The sequence below is a fragment of the Burkholderia sp. Bp9143 genome, from assembly GCF_003853645.1.
Lineage (GTDB): Bacteria > Pseudomonadota > Gammaproteobacteria > Burkholderiales > Burkholderiaceae > Burkholderia.
In genome coordinates this window covers 1-18,701 of sequence record NZ_QTPO01000014.1, presented here as the reverse complement: position 1 = coordinate 18,701, position 18,701 = coordinate 1, and the positions used below count along the sequence as shown (strand labels likewise).

At 64.1% G+C, this 18,701-nt stretch carries 14 protein-coding genes and 1 tRNA gene; 6 read left to right on the top strand and 9 right to left on the bottom strand.

All coding sequences use genetic code 11. From position 1 onward, the window contains the following. Nucleotides 1–164 precede the first annotated feature (164 nt). Nucleotides 165–2,504 (top strand): EAL domain-containing protein, encoded by a 2,340-nt coding sequence (locus DIE23_RS12735; protein WP_124612446.1) that lies wholly within the window; start codon nucleotides 165–167, stop codon nucleotides 2,502–2,504. Between the two features lie 200 nt (nucleotides 2,505–2,704). Continuing rightward, nucleotides 2,705–3,913, top strand: coding sequence for a chromate transporter (locus tag DIE23_RS12730; RefSeq protein ID WP_124612445.1), 1,209 nt, complete (start codon nucleotides 2,705–2,707; stop codon nucleotides 3,911–3,913). 43 nt (nucleotides 3,914–3,956) lie between these two features. Here the strand turns inward: DIE23_RS12730 and DIE23_RS12725 are convergent, their stop codons facing one another. Continuing rightward, on the bottom strand, nucleotides 3,957–4,403 hold the full coding sequence (locus tag DIE23_RS12725; RefSeq protein WP_059509958.1) for a multidrug/biocide efflux PACE transporter: 447 nt from the start codon (nucleotides 4,401–4,403) through the stop codon (nucleotides 3,957–3,959). A 111-nt stretch (nucleotides 4,404–4,514) separates the two neighbouring features. Here DIE23_RS12725 and DIE23_RS12720 point away from each other — a divergent pair, with 111 nt between their 5' ends. Then, a complete protein-coding gene (locus DIE23_RS12720; protein WP_124612444.1) occupies nucleotides 4,515–5,399 on the top strand; it encodes a LysR family transcriptional regulator in 885 nt (294 codons plus the stop codon). A 62-nt stretch (nucleotides 5,400–5,461) separates the two neighbouring features. On the opposite strand, the gene DIE23_RS12715 is transcribed toward DIE23_RS12720, so the two are convergent. From DIE23_RS12715 to DIE23_RS12695, 5 genes are all read right to left on the bottom strand, one after another. Further along, nucleotides 5,462–5,920 (bottom strand): CopD family protein, encoded by a 459-nt coding sequence (locus DIE23_RS12715; RefSeq protein WP_124612443.1) that lies wholly within the window; start codon nucleotides 5,918–5,920, stop codon nucleotides 5,462–5,464. A 244-nt stretch (nucleotides 5,921–6,164) separates the two neighbouring features. Then, nucleotides 6,165–8,486 carry a DNA topoisomerase IV subunit A gene (parC, locus tag DIE23_RS12710; protein ID WP_124612442.1) on the bottom strand — a complete coding sequence of 774 codons (2,322 nt, stop codon included), beginning with the start codon at nucleotides 8,484–8,486 and terminating at the stop codon, nucleotides 6,165–6,167. 224 nt (nucleotides 8,487–8,710) lie between these two features. Then, nucleotides 8,711–10,693 (bottom strand): DNA topoisomerase IV subunit B, encoded by a 1,983-nt coding sequence (locus tag DIE23_RS12705; RefSeq protein ID WP_124612441.1) that lies wholly within the window; start codon nucleotides 10,691–10,693, stop codon nucleotides 8,711–8,713. A gap of 223 nt (nucleotides 10,694–10,916) precedes the next feature. Continuing rightward, nucleotides 10,917–12,902: an ATP-binding cassette domain-containing protein gene (locus DIE23_RS12700; protein WP_185646440.1), complete on the bottom strand. Its 1,986-nt coding sequence runs from the start codon at nucleotides 12,900–12,902 to the stop codon at nucleotides 10,917–10,919. 206 nt (nucleotides 12,903–13,108) lie between these two features. After that, nucleotides 13,109–13,513 carry a DUF4399 domain-containing protein gene (locus DIE23_RS12695; RefSeq protein WP_124612439.1) on the bottom strand — a complete coding sequence of 135 codons (405 nt, stop codon included), beginning with the start codon at nucleotides 13,511–13,513 and terminating at the stop codon, nucleotides 13,109–13,111. 199 nt (nucleotides 13,514–13,712) lie between these two features. Here DIE23_RS12695 and DIE23_RS12690 point away from each other — a divergent pair, with 199 nt between their 5' ends. The 3 genes from DIE23_RS12690 to DIE23_RS12680 all read left to right on the top strand — a co-directional run bounded on the left by DIE23_RS12690 (nucleotide 13,713) and on the right by DIE23_RS12680 (nucleotide 15,501). Further along, nucleotides 13,713–13,895, top strand: a complete 183-nt coding sequence (locus DIE23_RS12690) for a rubredoxin (RefSeq protein ID WP_006478164.1) — start codon at nucleotides 13,713–13,715, stop codon at nucleotides 13,893–13,895. A gap of 147 nt (nucleotides 13,896–14,042) precedes the next feature. Then, nucleotides 14,043–14,117, top strand: a tRNA-Arg gene (locus DIE23_RS12685). 163 nt (nucleotides 14,118–14,280) lie between these two features. Continuing rightward, entirely contained in the window at nucleotides 14,281–15,501 is a 1,221-nt protein-coding gene (locus DIE23_RS12680; protein WP_124612438.1) for a phage integrase central domain-containing protein, read from the top strand. 163 nt (nucleotides 15,502–15,664) lie between these two features. Here the strand turns inward: DIE23_RS12680 and DIE23_RS12675 are convergent, their stop codons facing one another. Genes DIE23_RS12675 through DIE23_RS40145 form a run of 3 tightly spaced genes read right to left on the bottom strand, consistent with a single transcriptional unit; the run spans nucleotide 15,665 to nucleotide 18,637 of the window. Then, complete coding sequence (locus tag DIE23_RS12675; protein ID WP_124612437.1) at nucleotides 15,665–17,053, bottom strand: restriction endonuclease subunit S; 1,389 nt, start codon at nucleotides 17,051–17,053, stop codon at nucleotides 15,665–15,667. Then, nucleotides 17,050–18,492: an N-6 DNA methylase gene (locus DIE23_RS12670; protein ID WP_124612436.1), complete on the bottom strand. Its 1,443-nt coding sequence runs from the start codon at nucleotides 18,490–18,492 to the stop codon at nucleotides 17,050–17,052. The genes DIE23_RS12675 and DIE23_RS12670 overlap by 4 nt, the downstream gene beginning before the upstream one ends. 10 nt (nucleotides 18,493–18,502) lie before the next feature. Continuing rightward, nucleotides 18,503–18,637, bottom strand: coding sequence for a hypothetical protein (locus tag DIE23_RS40145; protein WP_260436051.1), 135 nt, complete (start codon nucleotides 18,635–18,637; stop codon nucleotides 18,503–18,505). Nucleotides 18,638–18,701 lie beyond the last annotated feature (64 nt).

Here is an 18,701-nt window from a genome sequence, read left to right as displayed (position 1 = left end):
ATCGCAAAAACGTTCCAGCCAGTAATATCGGGCCTAATCCGTCGCTTCGGCGGGTCTGTCCATGGTTGCGCATTCCGCGAACGAACAGACGCCGGTGCGACCCTAACCATAGCCGGCCATCCCGACGCGGGATGGCGCACGCGAGCAGGACGCTGCCCTCTTCGATGAGCTCCGCCCGGACAAACCACACGCCGCCGAACCGGCCGCTACGCGCGCCACGCAAGTCGCGCCGGCGCGCGCTGTTCGCGATCCCGCTGCTCGGGATGCTGGCGCTTGCGCTGCTGTGGGCCGTGATCATCGCGCGGCTGTCGGTCGAAAAGGACAGCGCGTACAAGGAAGCGGCGGCCTCCGCGGCGATCCTGTCGTCCGCGCTCGAACAGCACACGGTCAAGGCGATCCACCAGGTCGACCAGATCACCCGCTTCGTCAAGTTCGAATTCGAAAAATCGCCCGCGCGCTTCAACCTCGCGAGCGCGGTCGAAAAAGGCGTCGTGCCGAGCGACACGCTGATCCAGGTTTCGCTCGTCAACGCGAAGGGGATCCTGTTCGCGAACACGGCCGAACTCCATCCGAAGCCGATCAACCTGGCCGACCGCGAGCACTTCAAGGTCCACCTCGCGCACAACGACGACCGCCTTTACATCAGCAAGCCCGTGCTCGGCCGCGTGTCGAGCCACTGGACGCTGCAGATGACGCGGCGCCTGAACAATCCGGACGGCAGCTTCGCGGGTGTCGTCGTGGTGTCGGAAGACCCGAGCTACTTCACGAACGACTTCTACAACAACGCGGCGATCGGCAAGGAAGGCGTGATCTCCGTGGTGTCCGACACCGGCACCGTGCTCGCGCGGCGCACCGGCTCGCTCAACAACGCACCGGGTGCGTTCTCCGCATCGGGCGTCTACCCGATCGCCGAGCGCGTGACGGGCACGATCATCGACCCGATCGACGGCGTGACGCGCATCGTGTCGTACCGCCACCTCGACGGCTACCCGCTCGCGGTGATGGTCGGGCTGTCGCAGACCGAGGAATTCGCGGACTACTACCACACGCGCAACGTCTACCTGCTGATGACGAGCTTCATCACGCTCGCGATGCTCGCGTTCTTCGGCGTCGCGACGGGGCTGATCGGCAAGCTGCTCGGCCGCGAGCGCGAGATGACCCAGCTCGCCGAATACGACCTGCTCACCGGCCTCGCGAACCGCTACGCGACCCTGCGCGGGCTGCGCAACGACGTGTCGATGCCAACCAGCCTGTCGCGGCTCGGCCTGCTGTTCATCGACCTCGACAACTTCAAGACCGTCAACGACACGCTCGGCCACAACGCCGGCGACATCGTGCTGCAGATGACCGCGTCGCGCCTGTCGGATGCCGTCGGCGACGAAGGGTCGCTCGCGCGGATCGGCGGCGACGAGTTCGTCGTCGTGATGAAGGGCGACGACGTCGAACGGCGCGCGGTGCGGCTCGCGGAAGCGATCATCCGGATGTTCGGCGAGCCCTTCGACGTGCGCGGCAGTTCGTTCGTGCTGCACGCGAGCATCGGCATCGCGCTGCACACCGTCGCGAACGAAAGCGAGATCGACCTGCTGAAGAAGGCCGACCTCGCGATGTACAGCGCGAAGGACGCGGGCAAGAACTGCTACCAGTTCTACGCGCCGCACCTGTCGCATCGCGCGGATCACCTGATGCGCTGGGAACAGCAATTGCGCGTCGCGCTCGCCGAGGGGCAGTTGTTCCTCGCCTACCAGCCGAAGATCGACCTGACGCACCGCACGATCACCGGCTTCGAGGCGCTCGCGCGTTGGGACCACCCCGAACACGGGATCATCTCCGCGAACGAATTCATTTCGATCGCCGAATCGACGGGCCTGATCGTGCCGATCGGCGACTTCGTGATCCGCACCGCGTGCGAACAGATCGCGCGCTGGCGCGACGAGGGCCACGACACGCTGACGCTCGCGATCAACATCTCGCCGGTGCAGTTCTGGCGCGGCGACCTGATCGAGACGATCTCGCAGGCGCTGCAGGACACCGGCATCGACGCGAACCGGCTCGAACTCGAGATCACCGAGACCGCGATGATGGAATATCCGGAGCTCGTGTCCGAGAAGATCGTCGCGTTGAAGAAGCTCGGCATCCGGATCGCGCTCGACGATTTCGGCACCGGCTACTCGTCGCTGTCGTACCTGCACCGCTTCTCCGTCGATACGCTGAAGGTCGACCGCTCGTTCGTGCAGGCGATCCCGAACGATCGCAGCGTGTGCGTGATGGTGTCGTCGATCGTGCATCTCGCGCGCTCGCTCGGCCTGACGGTCGTCGTCGAAGGCACCGAAACCGAGGAGCAGATTGCATGGCTGTCCGCGCTCGGCGAGATCGAGGCGCAGGGCTTCCTGTTCTCGCGCCCCGTGCCGGCCGACGCGATCCCCGCGCTGATCGCGCGCTTCGGTGTGCGCGGCGACCGGCCGAACGTCCTCGCGCACCGCGCGACCGGCAGCACCGGCGCATGAGCCTGCAACCCGCGCGGCACATGTTGCGCAGCACACCGATTGTTTCGGTTTCCGATCCTGCTGTTTAGTTCATTTACTAGCGTTTTCGCGCATGGCAGTGTCACGACGCGCGGCGGACAATTGGGAGGGCCATCGTGTCGGCAGGCCGCCGGCACGTCACCATGCGCGAGACCAGGCCCTGCGCCAACAGCAACACCATCATGACCACCGTCGAAGTCGAAGCGGCCGAACGTGTCGAACAGGCACAGGCATCCCTGTGGGCCTTGTTCAAGGTCGTCGCCGCCATTTCCGCCGTGTCGTGGGGCGGGCTTTCGATGATGGCGCAGCTCGAACGCCACTACGTTGAACGGTTGCAGCGCATCGAGCCGCACGTGTTCGCCGATTTCGTCGCCCTTGCATGGCTCGTGCCAGGCCCTGTCGGCTGCAATGTCGCGGTGCAGGTCGGCCAGACGCTGCATGGCCGCGCCGGCGCGTGGGTCGCCGGCATCGCGAGCGTCCTTCCGTTCTCCGTGCTGATGACGCTATTTGCGATCTTCTACCGCACACCGATCGTGCGCTCGCTCGCCGCGCCGATCCTGATCAATCACTTCGGGATGGTGCTCGCCGCGCTGATCGGCGTCACGTGGGTCAAGCAGTTGCGCACGCTCGCGCGCACGCGGCTCGAACAGGTGATCGCCGCGCTGTCGACGATTCTGCTCGCTTTCGCGCATAGTCCGGCCGCTTTCGTCGGGATTCTTTTCGCGGCGTTCGCAGCAGGCTGGCTCACCGGGCCGCCGCAACACGACGCAGTCGACTTCACGCTGTCGAAGCGCGACCGCAACCTGCTCGTGCTGCTCGCCGTCCTCGTCGCGGTATTCGCCGTGCCGCTGCCCGGCGACTACCAGATGACGCTGCTGTGGCCGCGGCTCGCCGGCGCCGGCATGACGCTGTTCGGCGGCGGCTTCTCCGCGCTGCCCGTGCTCAAGACGCTGTTCGTGTCGCCGGCCACCGGCATCTCCGATCGCGACTTCACGCTCGCGTTCGCGCTGTCGCCAGTGTCGCCCGGCCCGCTGCTGAACGTCGTGCCGTTTCTCGGCTACCTGACCGACGGCTGGACCGGCGCGCTGCTCGCGACCGCCGCGCTGTTCATTCCGTCGGGGTGTCTCGTCGTGTTCGCGCAGAACCATCTGTTCCGGCTCAAGCGCCATTCGCGCTTCGAGCACGGGATGCGCCTGCTGCGCGCGGCGACGACGGGCTTTCTCGTCGTCGCCGTCGTGAAGATCCTGCATCGCGAACCGGCCGATCCCGTCTATTGGCTCACGGGCGCCTTTGCGACGCTGTGCTTCGCGCGCTTCAAGGTGCCCGTGTATGCCGTCTACGCTGCGGTCGCGATCACATGCGGCGTGTGGCTGTGGGCCGTCGCGCACTGACGGTCGGCAGCGGTCACCGCCACCCCCGCCGGACGCTTGCCGCTCAGCCCGCCTGCACCGCGACGCGGCGTGCGACCCAGCGTGCGCGCAGCGCGTCGTACGCGAGGTTGAAGCAGAACGTGTAAGGCAGGAAGAACAGCACGATGCCGAGGTCGAGCAGCAGCGCCTCGACGAGGCTCACGTTCAGCCACCACGCGGCGACCGGCACCACCATCGCGACGAGGCCAAGCTCGAACGCGACCGCATGCGCGATCCGCATGCCGAGCGTGCGCGTGAGGCCGGCCCGCCGCTCGAAGCGATCGAACAGCGTGTTGAACGTCATGTTCCAGGCCATCGCGATCAGCGAGACCATCACCGTCAGCACGCCGACGTGCGACACCGGCATGTCGAGCAGCCACGCGCCGATCGGCGCGCACAGCGCGATCGCCACCAGCTCGAACGTCAGCGCGTGAACGAGGCGTTCCGTCACCGTTTTGTTCATCTGTTTCATGGTTCCCTCCGATTCGTTTGTACCACCATGTCGGCCATTTTGATCGGCACAACCGTATGAATCCAGTTTGATATCATCGGTTTTACCGATATGACGCCAGAGATCCACCGCATGCGCCACGCACCCGAAGCCCTGCTCGCGTTCGCCGAAGCCGCGCTGCTCGGCTCGTTCACGGCCGCCGCCCGCAAGCTCGGCAAGCGCCAGTCGACGGTGTCCGAAGCGATCGCGAACCTCGAGATCGATCTCGGCGTGCAGCTGTTCGACCGCTCGACGCGCGCGCCGACGCTGACCGATGCCGGTCGCGCGCTGCTGCCGCAGGTGCAGCGCGCGCTGGAAGCCGGCGCGGCGATCGACCGCACCGCCGCGCGGCTCGCGCAGGGCGAGGAAGCGCGGCTGACGCTCGTCGTGTCCGACACGTACCAGTCGAAGCGTTACGAGGAAACCTTGATGGCGCTCGAGCAGCGCTTTCCTGCGCTCGAGCTCGAATGCCAGATCGCCGAACACGAGGACGTGCTCGACCTGATCCAGCAGGGCCGCGCGCAGCTCGGGTTGATGGCCGCGCGCGCCGTCTACCCGCCCGATATCGGCGCGGCGACGGTGGCGGAAGAATCGGAGATCGGTCTGTTCGTCGGGCGCACGCACGCGCTTGCGGCGTATGGCGACGCCGACGTGCCGCACGCGGCGCTGCGCGACGCGCGCGAGCTGCGCCTCAACACATACGTGAAACCGGAGGATCGCGGCGCCGACGACCGGATCGTCGTCGGCACGCAGCGCTGGCTCGCGCCGAGCTATCTGATGCTGCTGGAGATGGCGGTGCTGGGGTTCGGCTGGGCCGAGCTGCCGCGCTGGATGGTCGAGCACTTCGCGCGCGATCGCCTCTGCGAGCTGCGCTCGCGCGGCTGGCCGCGCCGCGTGCGGGTCGATGCGGTGTGGTCGCGCAACCGGCCGCTCGGCCCGGCCGGCGCGTGGCTGCTCGACGCGATGCTGGCCGCGTAGCGGCGCGCGGCATCGCGCCGGCGGCGGGCGCCGAACGGCGCCGCAAGTTCAGAGGTCGGCGATCAGAAGCCGCGCGACAGCACGGCCGCGCCGATCGTCACGACGCCGAGCACGAGGTTGACGACGACCAGCAGGCGCACCGTATTCACCGCGCGCGCACCGTCCGGCCAGTTCTGCGCCTGCACCGCGCGGCGGATGCGCGGGAACAGCGCGAAGCGGATATGACCGAAGATCAGCATCATCACGACGCCGAGCCCCGCCATCGCATGCAGCGACCACGTCGCATGCGCGCCGCCGAATGCCGTGAGCAGGAAACCGCCGGACAGCAGGATCACGATCACCGAGCCCGACACCCAGTTGAAGAAACGGCGGAACACGCCCTCGATCAGCGGCAGCCGCAGCTGCGGCGTCAGGTCGGACAGCGCCGGGCGCAGGCAGAAGTTCGCGAAGACCATCCCGCCCACCCACACGGCGACGGCCAGCAGATGAAGAAACAGCGCGACGGCAACGGCGTGGGACATGGCGGCAATCCTGTTATGGGTTGAGTGCAACGAACAGCCGCGTCACGCGCGGTCTCGAGCGACGTTCGACCGGCGCGCCGCCGCGCGGTTCAGCCCCCTGGCGGTATTTCACAATATTTTGCAAGTTCCGCGTGACGGCGCCACGCTCGCTTTCCTGAATGCGTCGCCCCAAAGAACAGGCCGCACGCCCGCCGAAGCGGAGGTGCGGCCTCGATGCCGGTCGAACCAGCGACCGGATGCGGCGTCAGCCGAGCAGCGGACGCAGTTCGTTGACGACCTTGAGCTTCGTTTCCGGCGTGCGGCCCTTGCGTGCGCGCTTGCTGACGTGCGGCGCGAGCCCCGCGTACGACAGCGTTTCTTCCTGCGCCTTGCCGCCGCGACCGGTGCCGATCAGCACGACGCCGGCCGGGTCGATCGCGAGCGCCTGCACGAGCGTTTCCTTGTCGTCGAGCGCCATCAGGATCACGCCGCGGCCGCCGCCGGACAGCGTCTTCATCTCGTCCATCCCGAATACCAGCAGACGGCCGCCGCTCGACAGACACGCGACCTGCGTCGCGTTCGGCAGCACGGGCATCGGCGCAAGCGGCACCGCGCCCGTATCGATCGTCATGAACGACTTGCCGGCCTTTACGCGGCTCACCATGTCGCCAACCTTCGCGAGGAAGCCGAAGCCGGTGCTCGATGCGAGCAGCAGTTGCTGCTCGGCCGGCGCCGCGTAGTAGTGCATCAGGTGCGAGCCCGATTCGAGCTCGATCAGGGACGTCACCGGCACGCCGTCGCCGCGCCCGCCCGGCAGCACCGACACGTCGACCGAGTACACGCGGCCGCTGCTGCCCCACGCGATCAGGCGATCGGGCGTGCGGCACTGGAACGCCGCGTACAGGTGGTCACCGGCCTTGAACGAGAAGCCCGCCGGGTCGAGCCCGTGGCCCTTCAGCGCACGCACCCAGCCCTTCTGCGACACGACGACCGTCACCGGCTCGTCGACGACCTTCGCCTCGAACGTCGCGCGCTTTTCCTGCTGGATCAGCGTGCGGCGATCGTCGCCGTACTGCTTCGCGTCGGCCTCGATCTCCTTGATCATCAGCCGCTTCATCGCGCTTTCGTTCGCGAGCAGTTCCTCGAGCTTCGCCTTCTCGTCGCGCAGCGCTTCGAGTTCCTTCTCGATCTTGATCTTCTCGAGCCGCGCGAGCTGACGCAGCCGGATTTCGAGGATGTCTTCGGCCTGGCGGTCGGAGAGGCCGAACGCGCTCATCAGCGCGGCCTTCGGCTCGTCCGCCTCGCGGATGATGCGGATCACCTCGTCGATGTTCAGGAAGACGATCATCCGCCCTTCGAGGATGTGGATGCGGTCGTCGACCTTCGCGAGACGATGGCGGCAGCGGCGCGTCATCGTCAGCTGGCGGAACTTCACCCATTCGTCGAGGATCGTCAGCAGCCCCTTCTGGCCCGGCCGGCCGTCGGCGCCGATCATCACGAGGTTCAGCGTCGCGTTCGACTCGAGGCTCGTGTACGCGAGCAGCGTGTTCACGAATTCCGTCTGGTCGATCGTGCGCGACTTCGGCTCGAACACGAGCCGCACCGCCGCTTCCTTGCCCGACTCGTCGCGCACCGCGTCGAGCAGGTCGAGCATCGCCTTCTTGGTGTTGAGCTGCTCGGGCGTGAGCGTCTTCTTGCCGAGCTTGAGCTTCGGGTTGGTCAGCTCCTCGATTTCCTCGAGCACCTTCTGGCCCGACGTGTTCGGCGGCAACTCGGTGACGACCAGTTGCCACTGGCCGCGCGCGAGATCCTCGATCTTCCAGCGCGCGCGCACCTTCAGGCTGCCGCGGCCGGTTTCATAGGCCGCCGCGATCTCGGTGTCGCTCGAGATGATCTGGCCGCCGCCCGGGAAGTCCGGGCCGGGGATCAGGTTCATCAGCTCCGCGTGCGTGAGCTTCGGATTGCGGATCAACGCGACCGCCGCCGCCGCGACCTCGCGCAGGTTGTGCGACGGGATTTCGGTGGCGAGACCGACCGCGATGCCCGACGCGCCGTTCAGCAGCACGAACGGCATGCGGCTCGGCAGCGTCTTCGGTTCCTCGAACGAGCCGTCGTAGTTCGGCATGAAATCGACCGTGCCCTGGTCGATCTCGTCGAGCAGCAGCTTCGAGATCGGCGTGAGCCGCGCTTCGGTGTATCGCATCGCCGCCGCGCCGTCGCCGTCGCGCGAGCCGAAGTTGCCCTGCCCGTCGATCAGCGGATAGCGCAGCGAGAAATCCTGCGCGAGACGCACGAGCGCGTCGTACGCCGACTGGTCGCCGTGCGGGTGGTATTTACCGAGCACGTCGCCGACCACGCGTGCCGACTTCACCGGCTTCGCGTCGGGGCCGAGGCCCATTTCGTTCATCGCGAACAGGATCCGGCGCTGCACCGGCTTCTGACCGTCGCACACGTCGGGCAGCGCGCGGCTCTTCACGACGCTGACCGCGTAGCTGAGGTACGCCTGCTCCGCGTAGTTGCCGAGCGTCAGCGCATCGGCGTCCGGTGCGTCGGACCCGGCGAAGAGATCGGAAGTATTGTCGTCCATCTGTATTCCGTATTCGTAAGTGGCGTGAGGCCGGGCCGGGCGTCATGCCCGGCCGCGCGGATGCGGTGTCGTGTTCGATGCCAAGCGGTGCTGATGCGCCAGCGGATTCGCGTTCGCGGCAAGAAGCAAACCGCAGCGATGCCGAGCGGCATCGCGAGGATTTGCGACGCCGCCACGGGCGCGAAGGCGCAGCGCATCAGTGCCGATTGGCGTCGAACACCGCACTAAATATCCGCTTCGACGTCGTTGCCCTTTTCCTCGAGCCAGCCGCGCCGCGCGGCTGCCTCGCCCTTGCCCATCAGCATCGTCATCCGCGCGACGGTCGCCTCGTAGTCAAGCTCGCCGAGCTTCACCGGCATCAGGCGGCGCGTGTCGGGGTTCATCGTCGTGTCCCACAGCTGCTCGGCACTCATTTCGCCGAGGCCCTTGAAGCGGCTGATGCTCCACTGCGTTTCGCGCACGCCGTCCTTGCGCAGCTTGTCGAGGGTCGCCTCGAGTTCGCCTTCGTCGAGCGCATAGAGCTTCTGCGCGGGCTTCTTGCCGCGCGCGGGCGCATCGACGCGGAACAGCGGCGGCCGCGCGACATGCACGTGACCGCGCTCGATCAGCTGCGGGAAATGCTTGAAGAACAGCGTGAGCAGCAGCACCTGGATGTGCGAGCCGTCGACGTCCGCGTCCGACAGGATGCAGATCTTGCCGTAGCGCAGGTTCGCCAGATCGACGGTGTCGTCCGGGCTGTGCGGATCGACGCCGATCGCGACCGAGATGTCGTGCACCTCGTTGTTCGCGAACAGACGGTCGCGCTCGGTTTCCCACGTGTTCAGCACCTTGCCGCGCAGCGGCAGGATCGCCTGGTATTCCTTGTCGCGGCCCATCTTCGCGGAACCGCCCGCCGAGTCGCCCTCGACGAGGAACAGTTCGTTGCGCGCGATATCTTCCGTCTCGCAATCGGTCAGCTTGCCGGGCAGCACCGCGACGCCCGAGCTCTTGCGCTTCTCGACCTTCTGGCCCGCGCGCGTGCGCGCCTGCGCCTGCTTGATCACGAGTTCGGCGAGCTTCTTGCCGTGCTCGACGTGCTGGTTCAGCCACAGTTCGAGCGCCGGACGCGAGAACGACGACACGAGCTTCACCGCGTCGCGGCTGTTCAGGCGTTCCTTGATCTGCCCCTGGAACTGCGGATCGAGCACCTTCGCGGACAGCACGAACGACACGCGCGCGAACACGTCTTCCGCGAGCAGCTTCACGCCCTTCGGCTGCAGGTTGTGCAGTTCGACGAAGCTCTTCACCGCCTGGTAGAGACCGTCGCGCAGGCCCGACTCGTGCGTGCCGCCGGCCGGCGTCGGGATCAAGTTCACGTACGACTCGCGCACGAGCGACCCTTCCTCGCTCCATGCGACGACCCACGACGCGCCTTCCCCTTCGGCGAAGGTTTCGTCGGTCGAACGCGCATCGGCGAAGCGCTCGCCTTCGAACAGCGGGATCAGCAGCTCGCTGCCGTTCATCTCGTCGAGCAGGTAGCCGCGCAGGCCGTCCTCGTACTTCCACGCCTGGCGCTCGCCGGTCTTCTCGTTGACGAGCACGACCTCGACGCCCGGCAGCAGCACGGCCTTCGAGCGCAGCAGACGCTGCAGCTCGCCGAGCGGCAGGTTCGGCGAATCGAAGTACTTCGGATTCGGCCACACCTGCACACGCGTGCCGGACTTCTTTTCGCCGCGGCCCGCGCCTTGCGTCGCGAGCGGTTTCACGACATCGCCGTCGGCAAAACCGAGCTCGGCGATCTTGCCGTCGCGCCAGACCGTCACGTCGAGACGCGTCGCGAGTGCGTTCGTCACCGACACGCCGACGCCGTGCAGGCCGCCCGAGAACGTGTATGCGCCGCCGGCGGCCTTGTCGAACTTGCCGCCTGCGTGCAGGCGCGTGAACACGATCTCGACGACCGGCACGCCCTCTTCGGGGTGCATCCCGAACGGGATGCCGCGGCCGTCGTCCTCGACCGACACCGACTGGTCGGCGTGCAGCGTGACCATGATCTGCTTGCCGTAGCCGCCGAGCGCCTCGTCGGACGCGTTGTCGATGACTTCCTGGATGATGTGCAGCGGATTTTCGGTACGGGTGTACATGCCGGGCCGCTGCTTGACCGGCTCGAGACCCTTGAGCACCTTGATCGATGCTTCGCTATAGGCCGCGCTGGGCTTCTTCGTTGACATAGGCGCTGAATTTCGTCATTCATCGGGACGTTGTCCACACCTCGTGTGGACAACATCGTGGACAAAACGTTGAGTTCCGTAAAAAAGCGAATCGAAACAACGGTGTGCTTGGACTGCTCCGAAAGCGGGCGCGCGGCATGCGCTGCGCGGCCCGGGACGCGCGGTATTTTACTGGTTCCGCGTGGCGCGCCGTCGCAAGATCGCTCACGCGGCGCGCGGTGCGTCAGACCGGCTTGCGCTTCGCCTCGAGCGTCTCCCACCGCTCGAGCGCGGCGAGGAGCTCGTCGTCGATCGCCGCGAACCGTTCGGTCAGGCGCGTGCCTTCCTGCGGATCCTTCGCGAAGATCGAGCCGTCCTCGAGCCGCGCGTTGATCGTCTTCTGTTCTTCCTCCAGCGCCGCGATCTTCTCCGGCAGCGCGTCGAGTTCGCGCTGCTCGTTGAACGACAGCTTCACCGTGCGCTGCGCGTTGCGGCCGGCCGCGCTTTTCGCCGCGTCTTCCTTGACCGGCGCCGCGTCCTTCACCGCGCGCTTCGCCGCGTCCTGCTGCGCGAGCTGCTGCGAACGCTCGCTCTGGATCTGCCAGTCGGTGAAGCCGCCGACATATTCGCGCCACTTACCGTCGCCCTCGGCCGCGATCACCGACGTGACGACGTTGTCGAGGAACGCACGATCGTGGCTGACGAGCAGCACGGTGCCGTCGTAGTCGGCCAGCAGTTCCTCGAGCAGTTCGAGCGTCGGGATGTCGAGGTCGTTGGTCGGTTCGTCGAGCACCAGCACGTTGGCCGGACGCGCGAACAGGCGCGCGAGCAGCAGCCGGTTGCGCTCGCCGCCCGACAGCGATTTCACCGGCGAGCGTGCGCGCTCCGGCGCGAACAGGAAGTCGCCGAGATAGCTCATCACGTGCTTGCGCACGCCGCCGATCTCCACCCATTCGCTACCGGGGCTGATCGTGTCGGCCAGGCTCTTTTCCTGGTCGAGCTGCGCGCGCATCTGGTCGAAATACGCGACCTGCAGGTTCGTGCCCGTGCGCACCGTGCCCGCGTCGGGTTTCAGCTCGCCGAGGATCAGCTTGAGCAGCGTGGTCTTGCCGGCACCGTTCGGGCCGACGAAACCGATCTTGTCGCCGCGCATCACCGTCGTCGAGAAGGTTTCCACGACCGTGCGGTCGCCGTAGCGCTTCGTCACGTCCGTCAGTTCCGCGACGATCTTGCCCGACTTCTCGCCCTGCGCGACGTCGAGCTTCACGTTGCCCTGCGAATTGCGGCGCTCCGCGCGCTCGTTGCGCATCTGCACGAGCCGCGCGATGCGGCCGACGCTGCGCGTGCGGCGCGCCTCGACGCCCTTGCGGATCCACACTTCTTCCTGCGCCAGCAGCTTGTCGAACTTCTCGTTTTCCACGCGCTCGACTTCGAGCTGCTGCGCCTTGCGCGTCTGGTACGCGGAGAAATTGCCCGGATACGACAGCAGCCGGCCGCGATCGAGCTCGACGATGCGCGTCGCGACGCGGTCGAGGAACGCCCGATCGTGGGTGATGAACAAGAGGCCCGCACGCTGCGCGACCAGCAGCTCTTCCAGCCAGCGGATGCCGTCGAAGTCGAGGTGGTTGGTCGGTTCGTCGAGCAGCAGCACGTCGGGCTGCAGCACCAGCGCACGCGCCAGCGCGACGCGCTTCTGCATCCCGCCCGACAATGCGTCGACCTGCGCGTCGCCGTCCGTCAGGCCGATCTGGGCGAGCGTCATCGACACGCGCGTGCGCCAGTTCCATGCGTCGTGCGCATCGAGCGACGACTGCAGCGCGTTCATTCGCGCGAGCAGCGCGTCGTGCTCGGCGCCTTCCGGTGTTTCCGCGAGGCGGTGCGCGATCGAATCGTATTCTTCGAGCACTTCGCGCGTGTGCGTGAGCCCCGATGCCACGGCGTCGAACACCGTCGCGCCGGGTTCGAATTCGGGCTCCTGCGGCACGTAGACGGTCACGAGCTCCTGCTGACGCGTGATCAGCCCGTCATCGGGCTTCGCCAGCCCGGCGACGATCTTCAACAGCGACGACTTGCCCGCGCCGTTGCGACCGATCAGGCCGACGCGCTCGCCGGCCTCCAGCGAGAAATCCGCGTGGTCGAGCAACGCGACGTGACCGAACGCGAGTTGCGCGCCGGTAATGGAATAAAGCGACATGGGGAGACGGCGAAGAGAGAAATCGGAAGCGCCCATTGTACCGGTGGCGGACGCCTGCGCCGGGATAGCCGGATGGACTAGGCCGGCGGGCGATTCATTTTGTGCTGCGTTTGTGCTGCGGCGGCATGACGGCGCGCGCTCGGCGGACGGGGCCGGCATCGCGCGCATCGACGTCATGCGGGGCCCGCAGCGGGCAGCCGGCCGTAGCTTCCCGACCGGGCGCCCGCAAGCGGAAGGCGCAATTACTTCACGTTGACCGTGATCGTCGAGCTCAGCTCGGGACCGTACGAACGGTGTGCGCCGTCGCCGAGCTGCAGCGTCAGCGTGTGCTGGCCGGGCGGCAGCTTGATCTCGGTTTCGGTCTGGGCCTTGCCGAAGTGCAGCGAACGCTCACTTGCCGGAATCACATCGCCCTTCGGGATCGGTCGGCCGTCGATCAGCAAGTGGTGATGACCGGTGTTCGGCGTCATGTCGCCGGCCGGCCGAAGCGCCATGCCTTCGAGCCCGAACTTGACGTGCACCGGATTCGACACCGTCGCGCCGTCGCTCGGCGCTTCGAAAAACACGCGCGCCTCGGCCCGCGCAAGCGTGGACACGGCCATCGCCGCCACGCACACCGCACCTGCGATCCACTTTCTGTTCAGCATCGCATTCTCCTTATGATTGGACAGCCCGGGAAGCATACACTGCACGCGCGGCGTACGCGTTTCGGTTGCATTGTTCGCGATGCGCACGTTTAAAACGACGTTACGGAGGTGTTCGGCGAAATTCCGGTAGTATTGCGCCTTTCGTCCGCCGGCCACGCCGCGGACGGCATCGCCGAATTTCCATTTTCCCGAGCGTCACATGAGCGAAGTAACCGAATACCAGAGCTGGGTCTGCCTGATTTGCGGGTGGGTCTACAACGAAGCGGAAGGCCTGCCCGACGAAGGCATCCCCGCCGGCACCCGTTTCGCCGACATTCCCGCCGACTGGCGCTGCCCGCTGTGCGACGTGGGCAAGGAAGATTTCGTCGTCGTGGATTTCTGATTCCGGTTTCCGAACTCGACTGATCGCGCGCGGCGCGTATCGGCACGCATTCCGTCCGCCGATGCGCCGCGCGTTTGCTATACTCTCCGCGCTGTCCACATCGCCGTCCCGTTCGCGTCCTTTGCGCGCGATATCGCGGACATGGCTCTCCCCGTAGTTCAATGGATAGAACAAGCGCCTCCTAAGCGCTAGATACAGGTTCGATTCCTGTCGGGGGGACCAATCTTCCATCTCGTGCGATCCCCAGAATTCCGGCAACCCGTGATAGCATAAGGCTTCGCGGTTTTTTTCAATTCCGTATACGTCCCGGGACGTACTGCGACAGCCGGGGGTATTTGGGGGTATCTCTCGGGGTATCCAAGATACCCCTTGGAGGGATACCCCCATGCCCTTGACCGACAAAGCCGTCAAAAACGCGAAAGCGGGCGACAAGCCTGTGAAGTTGTTCGACGGCGGCGGAATGTTCCTGCTCGTTACCCCGGCCGGTCAGCGCTACTGGCGACTCAAATATCGCGTCAACGGCAAGGAAAAGTTGCTGGCACTCGGCGTGTACCCTGACGTTTCACTAGCAGTCGCACGCAAAAAGCGTGACGAGGCGCGGGAAAAGCTTGCGGCGGGTATCGATCCCAATGAAGCAAAGAGAGAAGTCAAACGAACGGCGCGCATCGCAGCCGCCAGTTCGTTCGAGGCGGTTGCGCGCGAGTGGTTCGACAATCAGCGCGCAGGATGGACCGAGACCTACGCTGAGAAAGTCATCCACTCGCTGGAGATCGATGCATTCCCGAAGATCGGCTCACGGCCCATCGCCAGCATCGAAGCGCCGGAAATGCTGGAGATCATTCGCGCAATCGAAGCACGGGGCGTCCGGGAAACCGCCAAGCGACTGTTGCAGCGTTCGCGCGCCGTATTCCAGTACGCCATCATGACTGGCCGTTGCACCCGTAACCCGTCCGCTGACATCGATGCGGAAACGATCTTAAAAAAGGGGCCGGGCGTACAGCACATGGCCAGGGTCAAGCCGTTGGAGATCCCACAGCTCATGCGCGACATCGCCGCGTATCCAGGTGAGCCAGTTACCCGACTGGCGCTAGAATTGATGGCCCTTACCTTCGTCCGGACGAAGGAAATGATTCGCGCTCAATGGGCCGAGTTCGACGAGACTGCAGCAGAGTGGCGCATCCCGCCCGACAGAATGAAAATGCGGGACCCACATATCGTCCCGCTGTCAGGACAATCGCTGGCGGTGTTGATGCAGCTCCGGCAGATCAATGGTGATCGGCCACACGTGTTCTACAGCGTACATGGCCGAGCACCAATCTCGAACAACACCATGTTGTTCGCGCTTTACCGCATGGGCTACAAGTCACGAATGACCGGGCACGGCTTCCGTGGACTCGCCGCCACGGTGTTACGTGAACTCGGATACAGTCGGGACGTTGTAGACCGCCAGTTGGCGCACGCGGAACGCAACCAAGTTACTGCTGCGTATGTTCATGCCGAGTACTTGCCCGAACGGCGCAGGATGATGCAACACTGGGCCGATCATCTCGACAAACTCAAACAGGTTAGTAACTCCCAGCCCCTGTCTCACCACCGCAGTGGCTAGCGCGACATTTTCCTCAAGTGTTTGTTTGACGTCACAAACAGCTCGGCGTCGATAGGCTTGAGAGCAGCCACTCCTCAGCGCTCTCCTTGACCCCGGGCAAGACCGGTAAAGAACGTCACTCATGCCTTCCGCAGCAACGCGCAGAATGACGTCGTCGCATAACCTAATCAGTCTCCATCGTCAAAACCCTCTCTGTTTTCTTAGGTCGCTTTCCCATCGCCGTATGCGAGTCAAACTGCACCTTGACACGTTTGAGCAACTTTTCCGCTGGCTCATCGTTCGGGTCTTGCGGAACGAGCTCGCCGCGGAAAGCTTTGGCGAGAAGTGCTGGCGTGAGGCGGTCGGCAAGCGGGAGCGAAGCGTCCAAGCGGGAATTGATGCGATCAGCGAAGGCGAACAGCGATTCAACGCGTCGCACGATCTCAGCTTGCTCCTCCGGCGACGGCAGCAAGATTGGCAACTCACACAACATCGTTTTATTTATTGAGGCCAAATTCGTAGTCTGCTTACCGGATCTTCGAAAGTATTCAAGCCCGCGGGAGTTACCCCACCAAGAAATGTACTTAGGTTGGTTGCGTTTGTCGCGCAAGCGGGCCCTGAACACATGGTTCTGGAAAGAGCACCGCGGAATCTGATTTTCCCAAATCCAGCCCCGTCCAAGCTTATCGAGATCGCCCCCTTCGTTGAAAAGAACATCCCCTTCTTCAAGCAACGAATCATTTAACTTCTTGGCTGGAACACGAATATACTTAATCTCAGCGAGGTCTAGATATCCACGCTGAACGTTCGCGACTCGAAGGTATGGAACCTCCTCATCAGACAACGACTGCTTCTTTGAATCTTTCGTCACGCCGCCTTGCACATCGGCTATTTCGCCGAGTCGAACGTCAAGCCATTCATTGGGAAGCCCCTTTAGCAAGCGCCAGTCCTCCGTCAACCGACCTGAGGTTGCAGCGAAGAGAACCGATTGCCGGAATCGCTTTAATATCTCCGAGACATTGGTAAGGCTTTCGCGGCATGCATTCACGCGCGCGAGCAAAGAATCAAGCTTGTCGGCAATGCGTATCTGCTCAGCCATAGGAGGCAGGAGCATTCTGATATTCGCGATATCACCTCGCCGGACGGACGGAACCGCGGTAGCAACCGCAAACCTACCTACGTCAACCGTTCGCATAAACGCGTAGAGAAATTTTGCAGCGAGCTTGCTTTCGTCCGGTACAACGGCCATGCAATTGTTATCCAATAGCGCTGGACGCACGGTAAAAGCTCGTCGATTGAGCTTTAGACCCTCTCCGATTTTCGCAAATACCGTTGCTCCAGCAGCGACCGGCCTGCCACGCAGAGCTGTAACTTCTGACTGTGTAACCCAATTTGCCGCATCGCTCAGAAACCCGTTGGCATGCAAGACAGCGTTGGATATGTCTCTAACCTTCGCGAACGGGTAATCACCTTCGGCTTTACCTTGCAGTCGTGGAGGGAAGCCTATGCCAGAAACACACTCAACGAGATCTCCGAGGACAGTTTCGGCCCAACCATTTGGAAGCGCACTCATTCTTCAGTAGCCTCCACTCCCAATTCGTCCATCAAGCTGCGCAATTCGTTGAGTGCATCTTCCAATTCGTCGATCACCTCTTGGGCCAGCACTTCCGGCTTCGCCATGTCGCCGTCAGCGCCATCGCTCTCGTCTCTGAGCCAGGCAATATCCAAGCTATCGTTGCGCTCGGTGATCTGCTCGCGCGTGAAGTAGCGGCAACGACCTTCCTCGCCCGTATCAACGCGTGCGTCGCTTCCGTCGGGTTTTCTTCCGTAAGCCTTCTCAAACTCGGCGAAATGCTCCCGCGTCAGCGGCGTGCGCTTGCCGAACTGAGGCATGTTCGCGCGGAGATCGTACACCCACACGCCCTTCGTGTTGCCCTTCTCCGTCTTGCCGCGCGTGAAGAAGAGCACATTGGTCTTCACACCTTGCGCGTAGAAGATGCCCGTGGGCAGGCGCAGGATCGTGTGCAGGTTGCACTTGTCCATCAGGTCGCGGCGAATGTCCGCGCCCATGTTGGATTCAAAGAGCACGTTGTCCGGCAGCACAACTGCGGCGCGCCCACCCGGTTTGAGTGAGCGATAGATGTGCTGCAAGAACGCGAACTGCTTGTTGCTGGTCGGAAAAGTGAAGTCATCGCGCGTGGGCAGCCCACCGCCCTTCTTAGTTCCGAACGGAGGATTCGTAATAATCAGATCCGCTTTGGGCAGTTGCTGCCCCTCGCTCGAGAGCGTGTCACCGTAACGGATGCCGCCGCTCTCGTCCGAGTCCAGATCATGCAGCATCAAATTCATCAGGCCGAGCCGGTGCGCCGCCTGCACGATTTCCATGCCGTGGAACTGGAGGCGATATTTCTTGTAAGCCGCTTCGGACAACGCCTCAATATCGTTGTGCTCGCGGATGTAGTGGTTCGCTGCGATAAGGAACCCTCCAGTTCCCGCGGCCGGATCTTGGATTATTTCGCCCAGTTTGGGCTGCATCAGCGACACAATGCTGTCGATCAACACGCGCGGAGTGAAGTATTGACCCGCGCCTGACTTCTTTTCGTTCGCGTTTTTCTCCAGCAGCCCTTCATAGAGATCGCCGAGTCCTTCGGTCTTCGCCGAGTACCAATCAATCGCATCGATCGCGGTGATGAGCGCGGTCAGCGTAGTGGGCTTGTCAATGAACGAACGCGCTGCGGCGAAGATCTCTTTTGTGATGATCGAGCCATGCGTGCCAAGGTGGATCAACATGATCTTATAAGCTTCGAGCCGCTCAGGCGCAGCCTTGCTTTCGAGGTCGTCCCATCGAAACCCCTCCGGGAGCCTGTCCTCGGTGCCGGTTTCCTTGGCCATCTTCAAGAACAGCAGATAGGTCAACTCGGTCACGTACTCGTGATACGTCACGCCATCGTCGCGCAAAACGTTACAGAGGTTCCAAAGCTTCGCGACTATGTCGTGGGTGATAGTGCTCATCGGTACAGTCTCATTGATTGGCAACTTGCTGCCAGATTGCTTCATTCATATCAGCCAGCACGTCGTTTAGTTGCTGGTCGAATACTTGGTTCAGGCGCTTGAAGCCGCCCTGCTGCCCGAAGGGGCCTTCGTTAGAGAGCGTCAAGCAGCACGGCCGGTCAGCGACAACTATTTTGGCCGGTCAACGGGGTAGTTGTCGTTGGGTATCA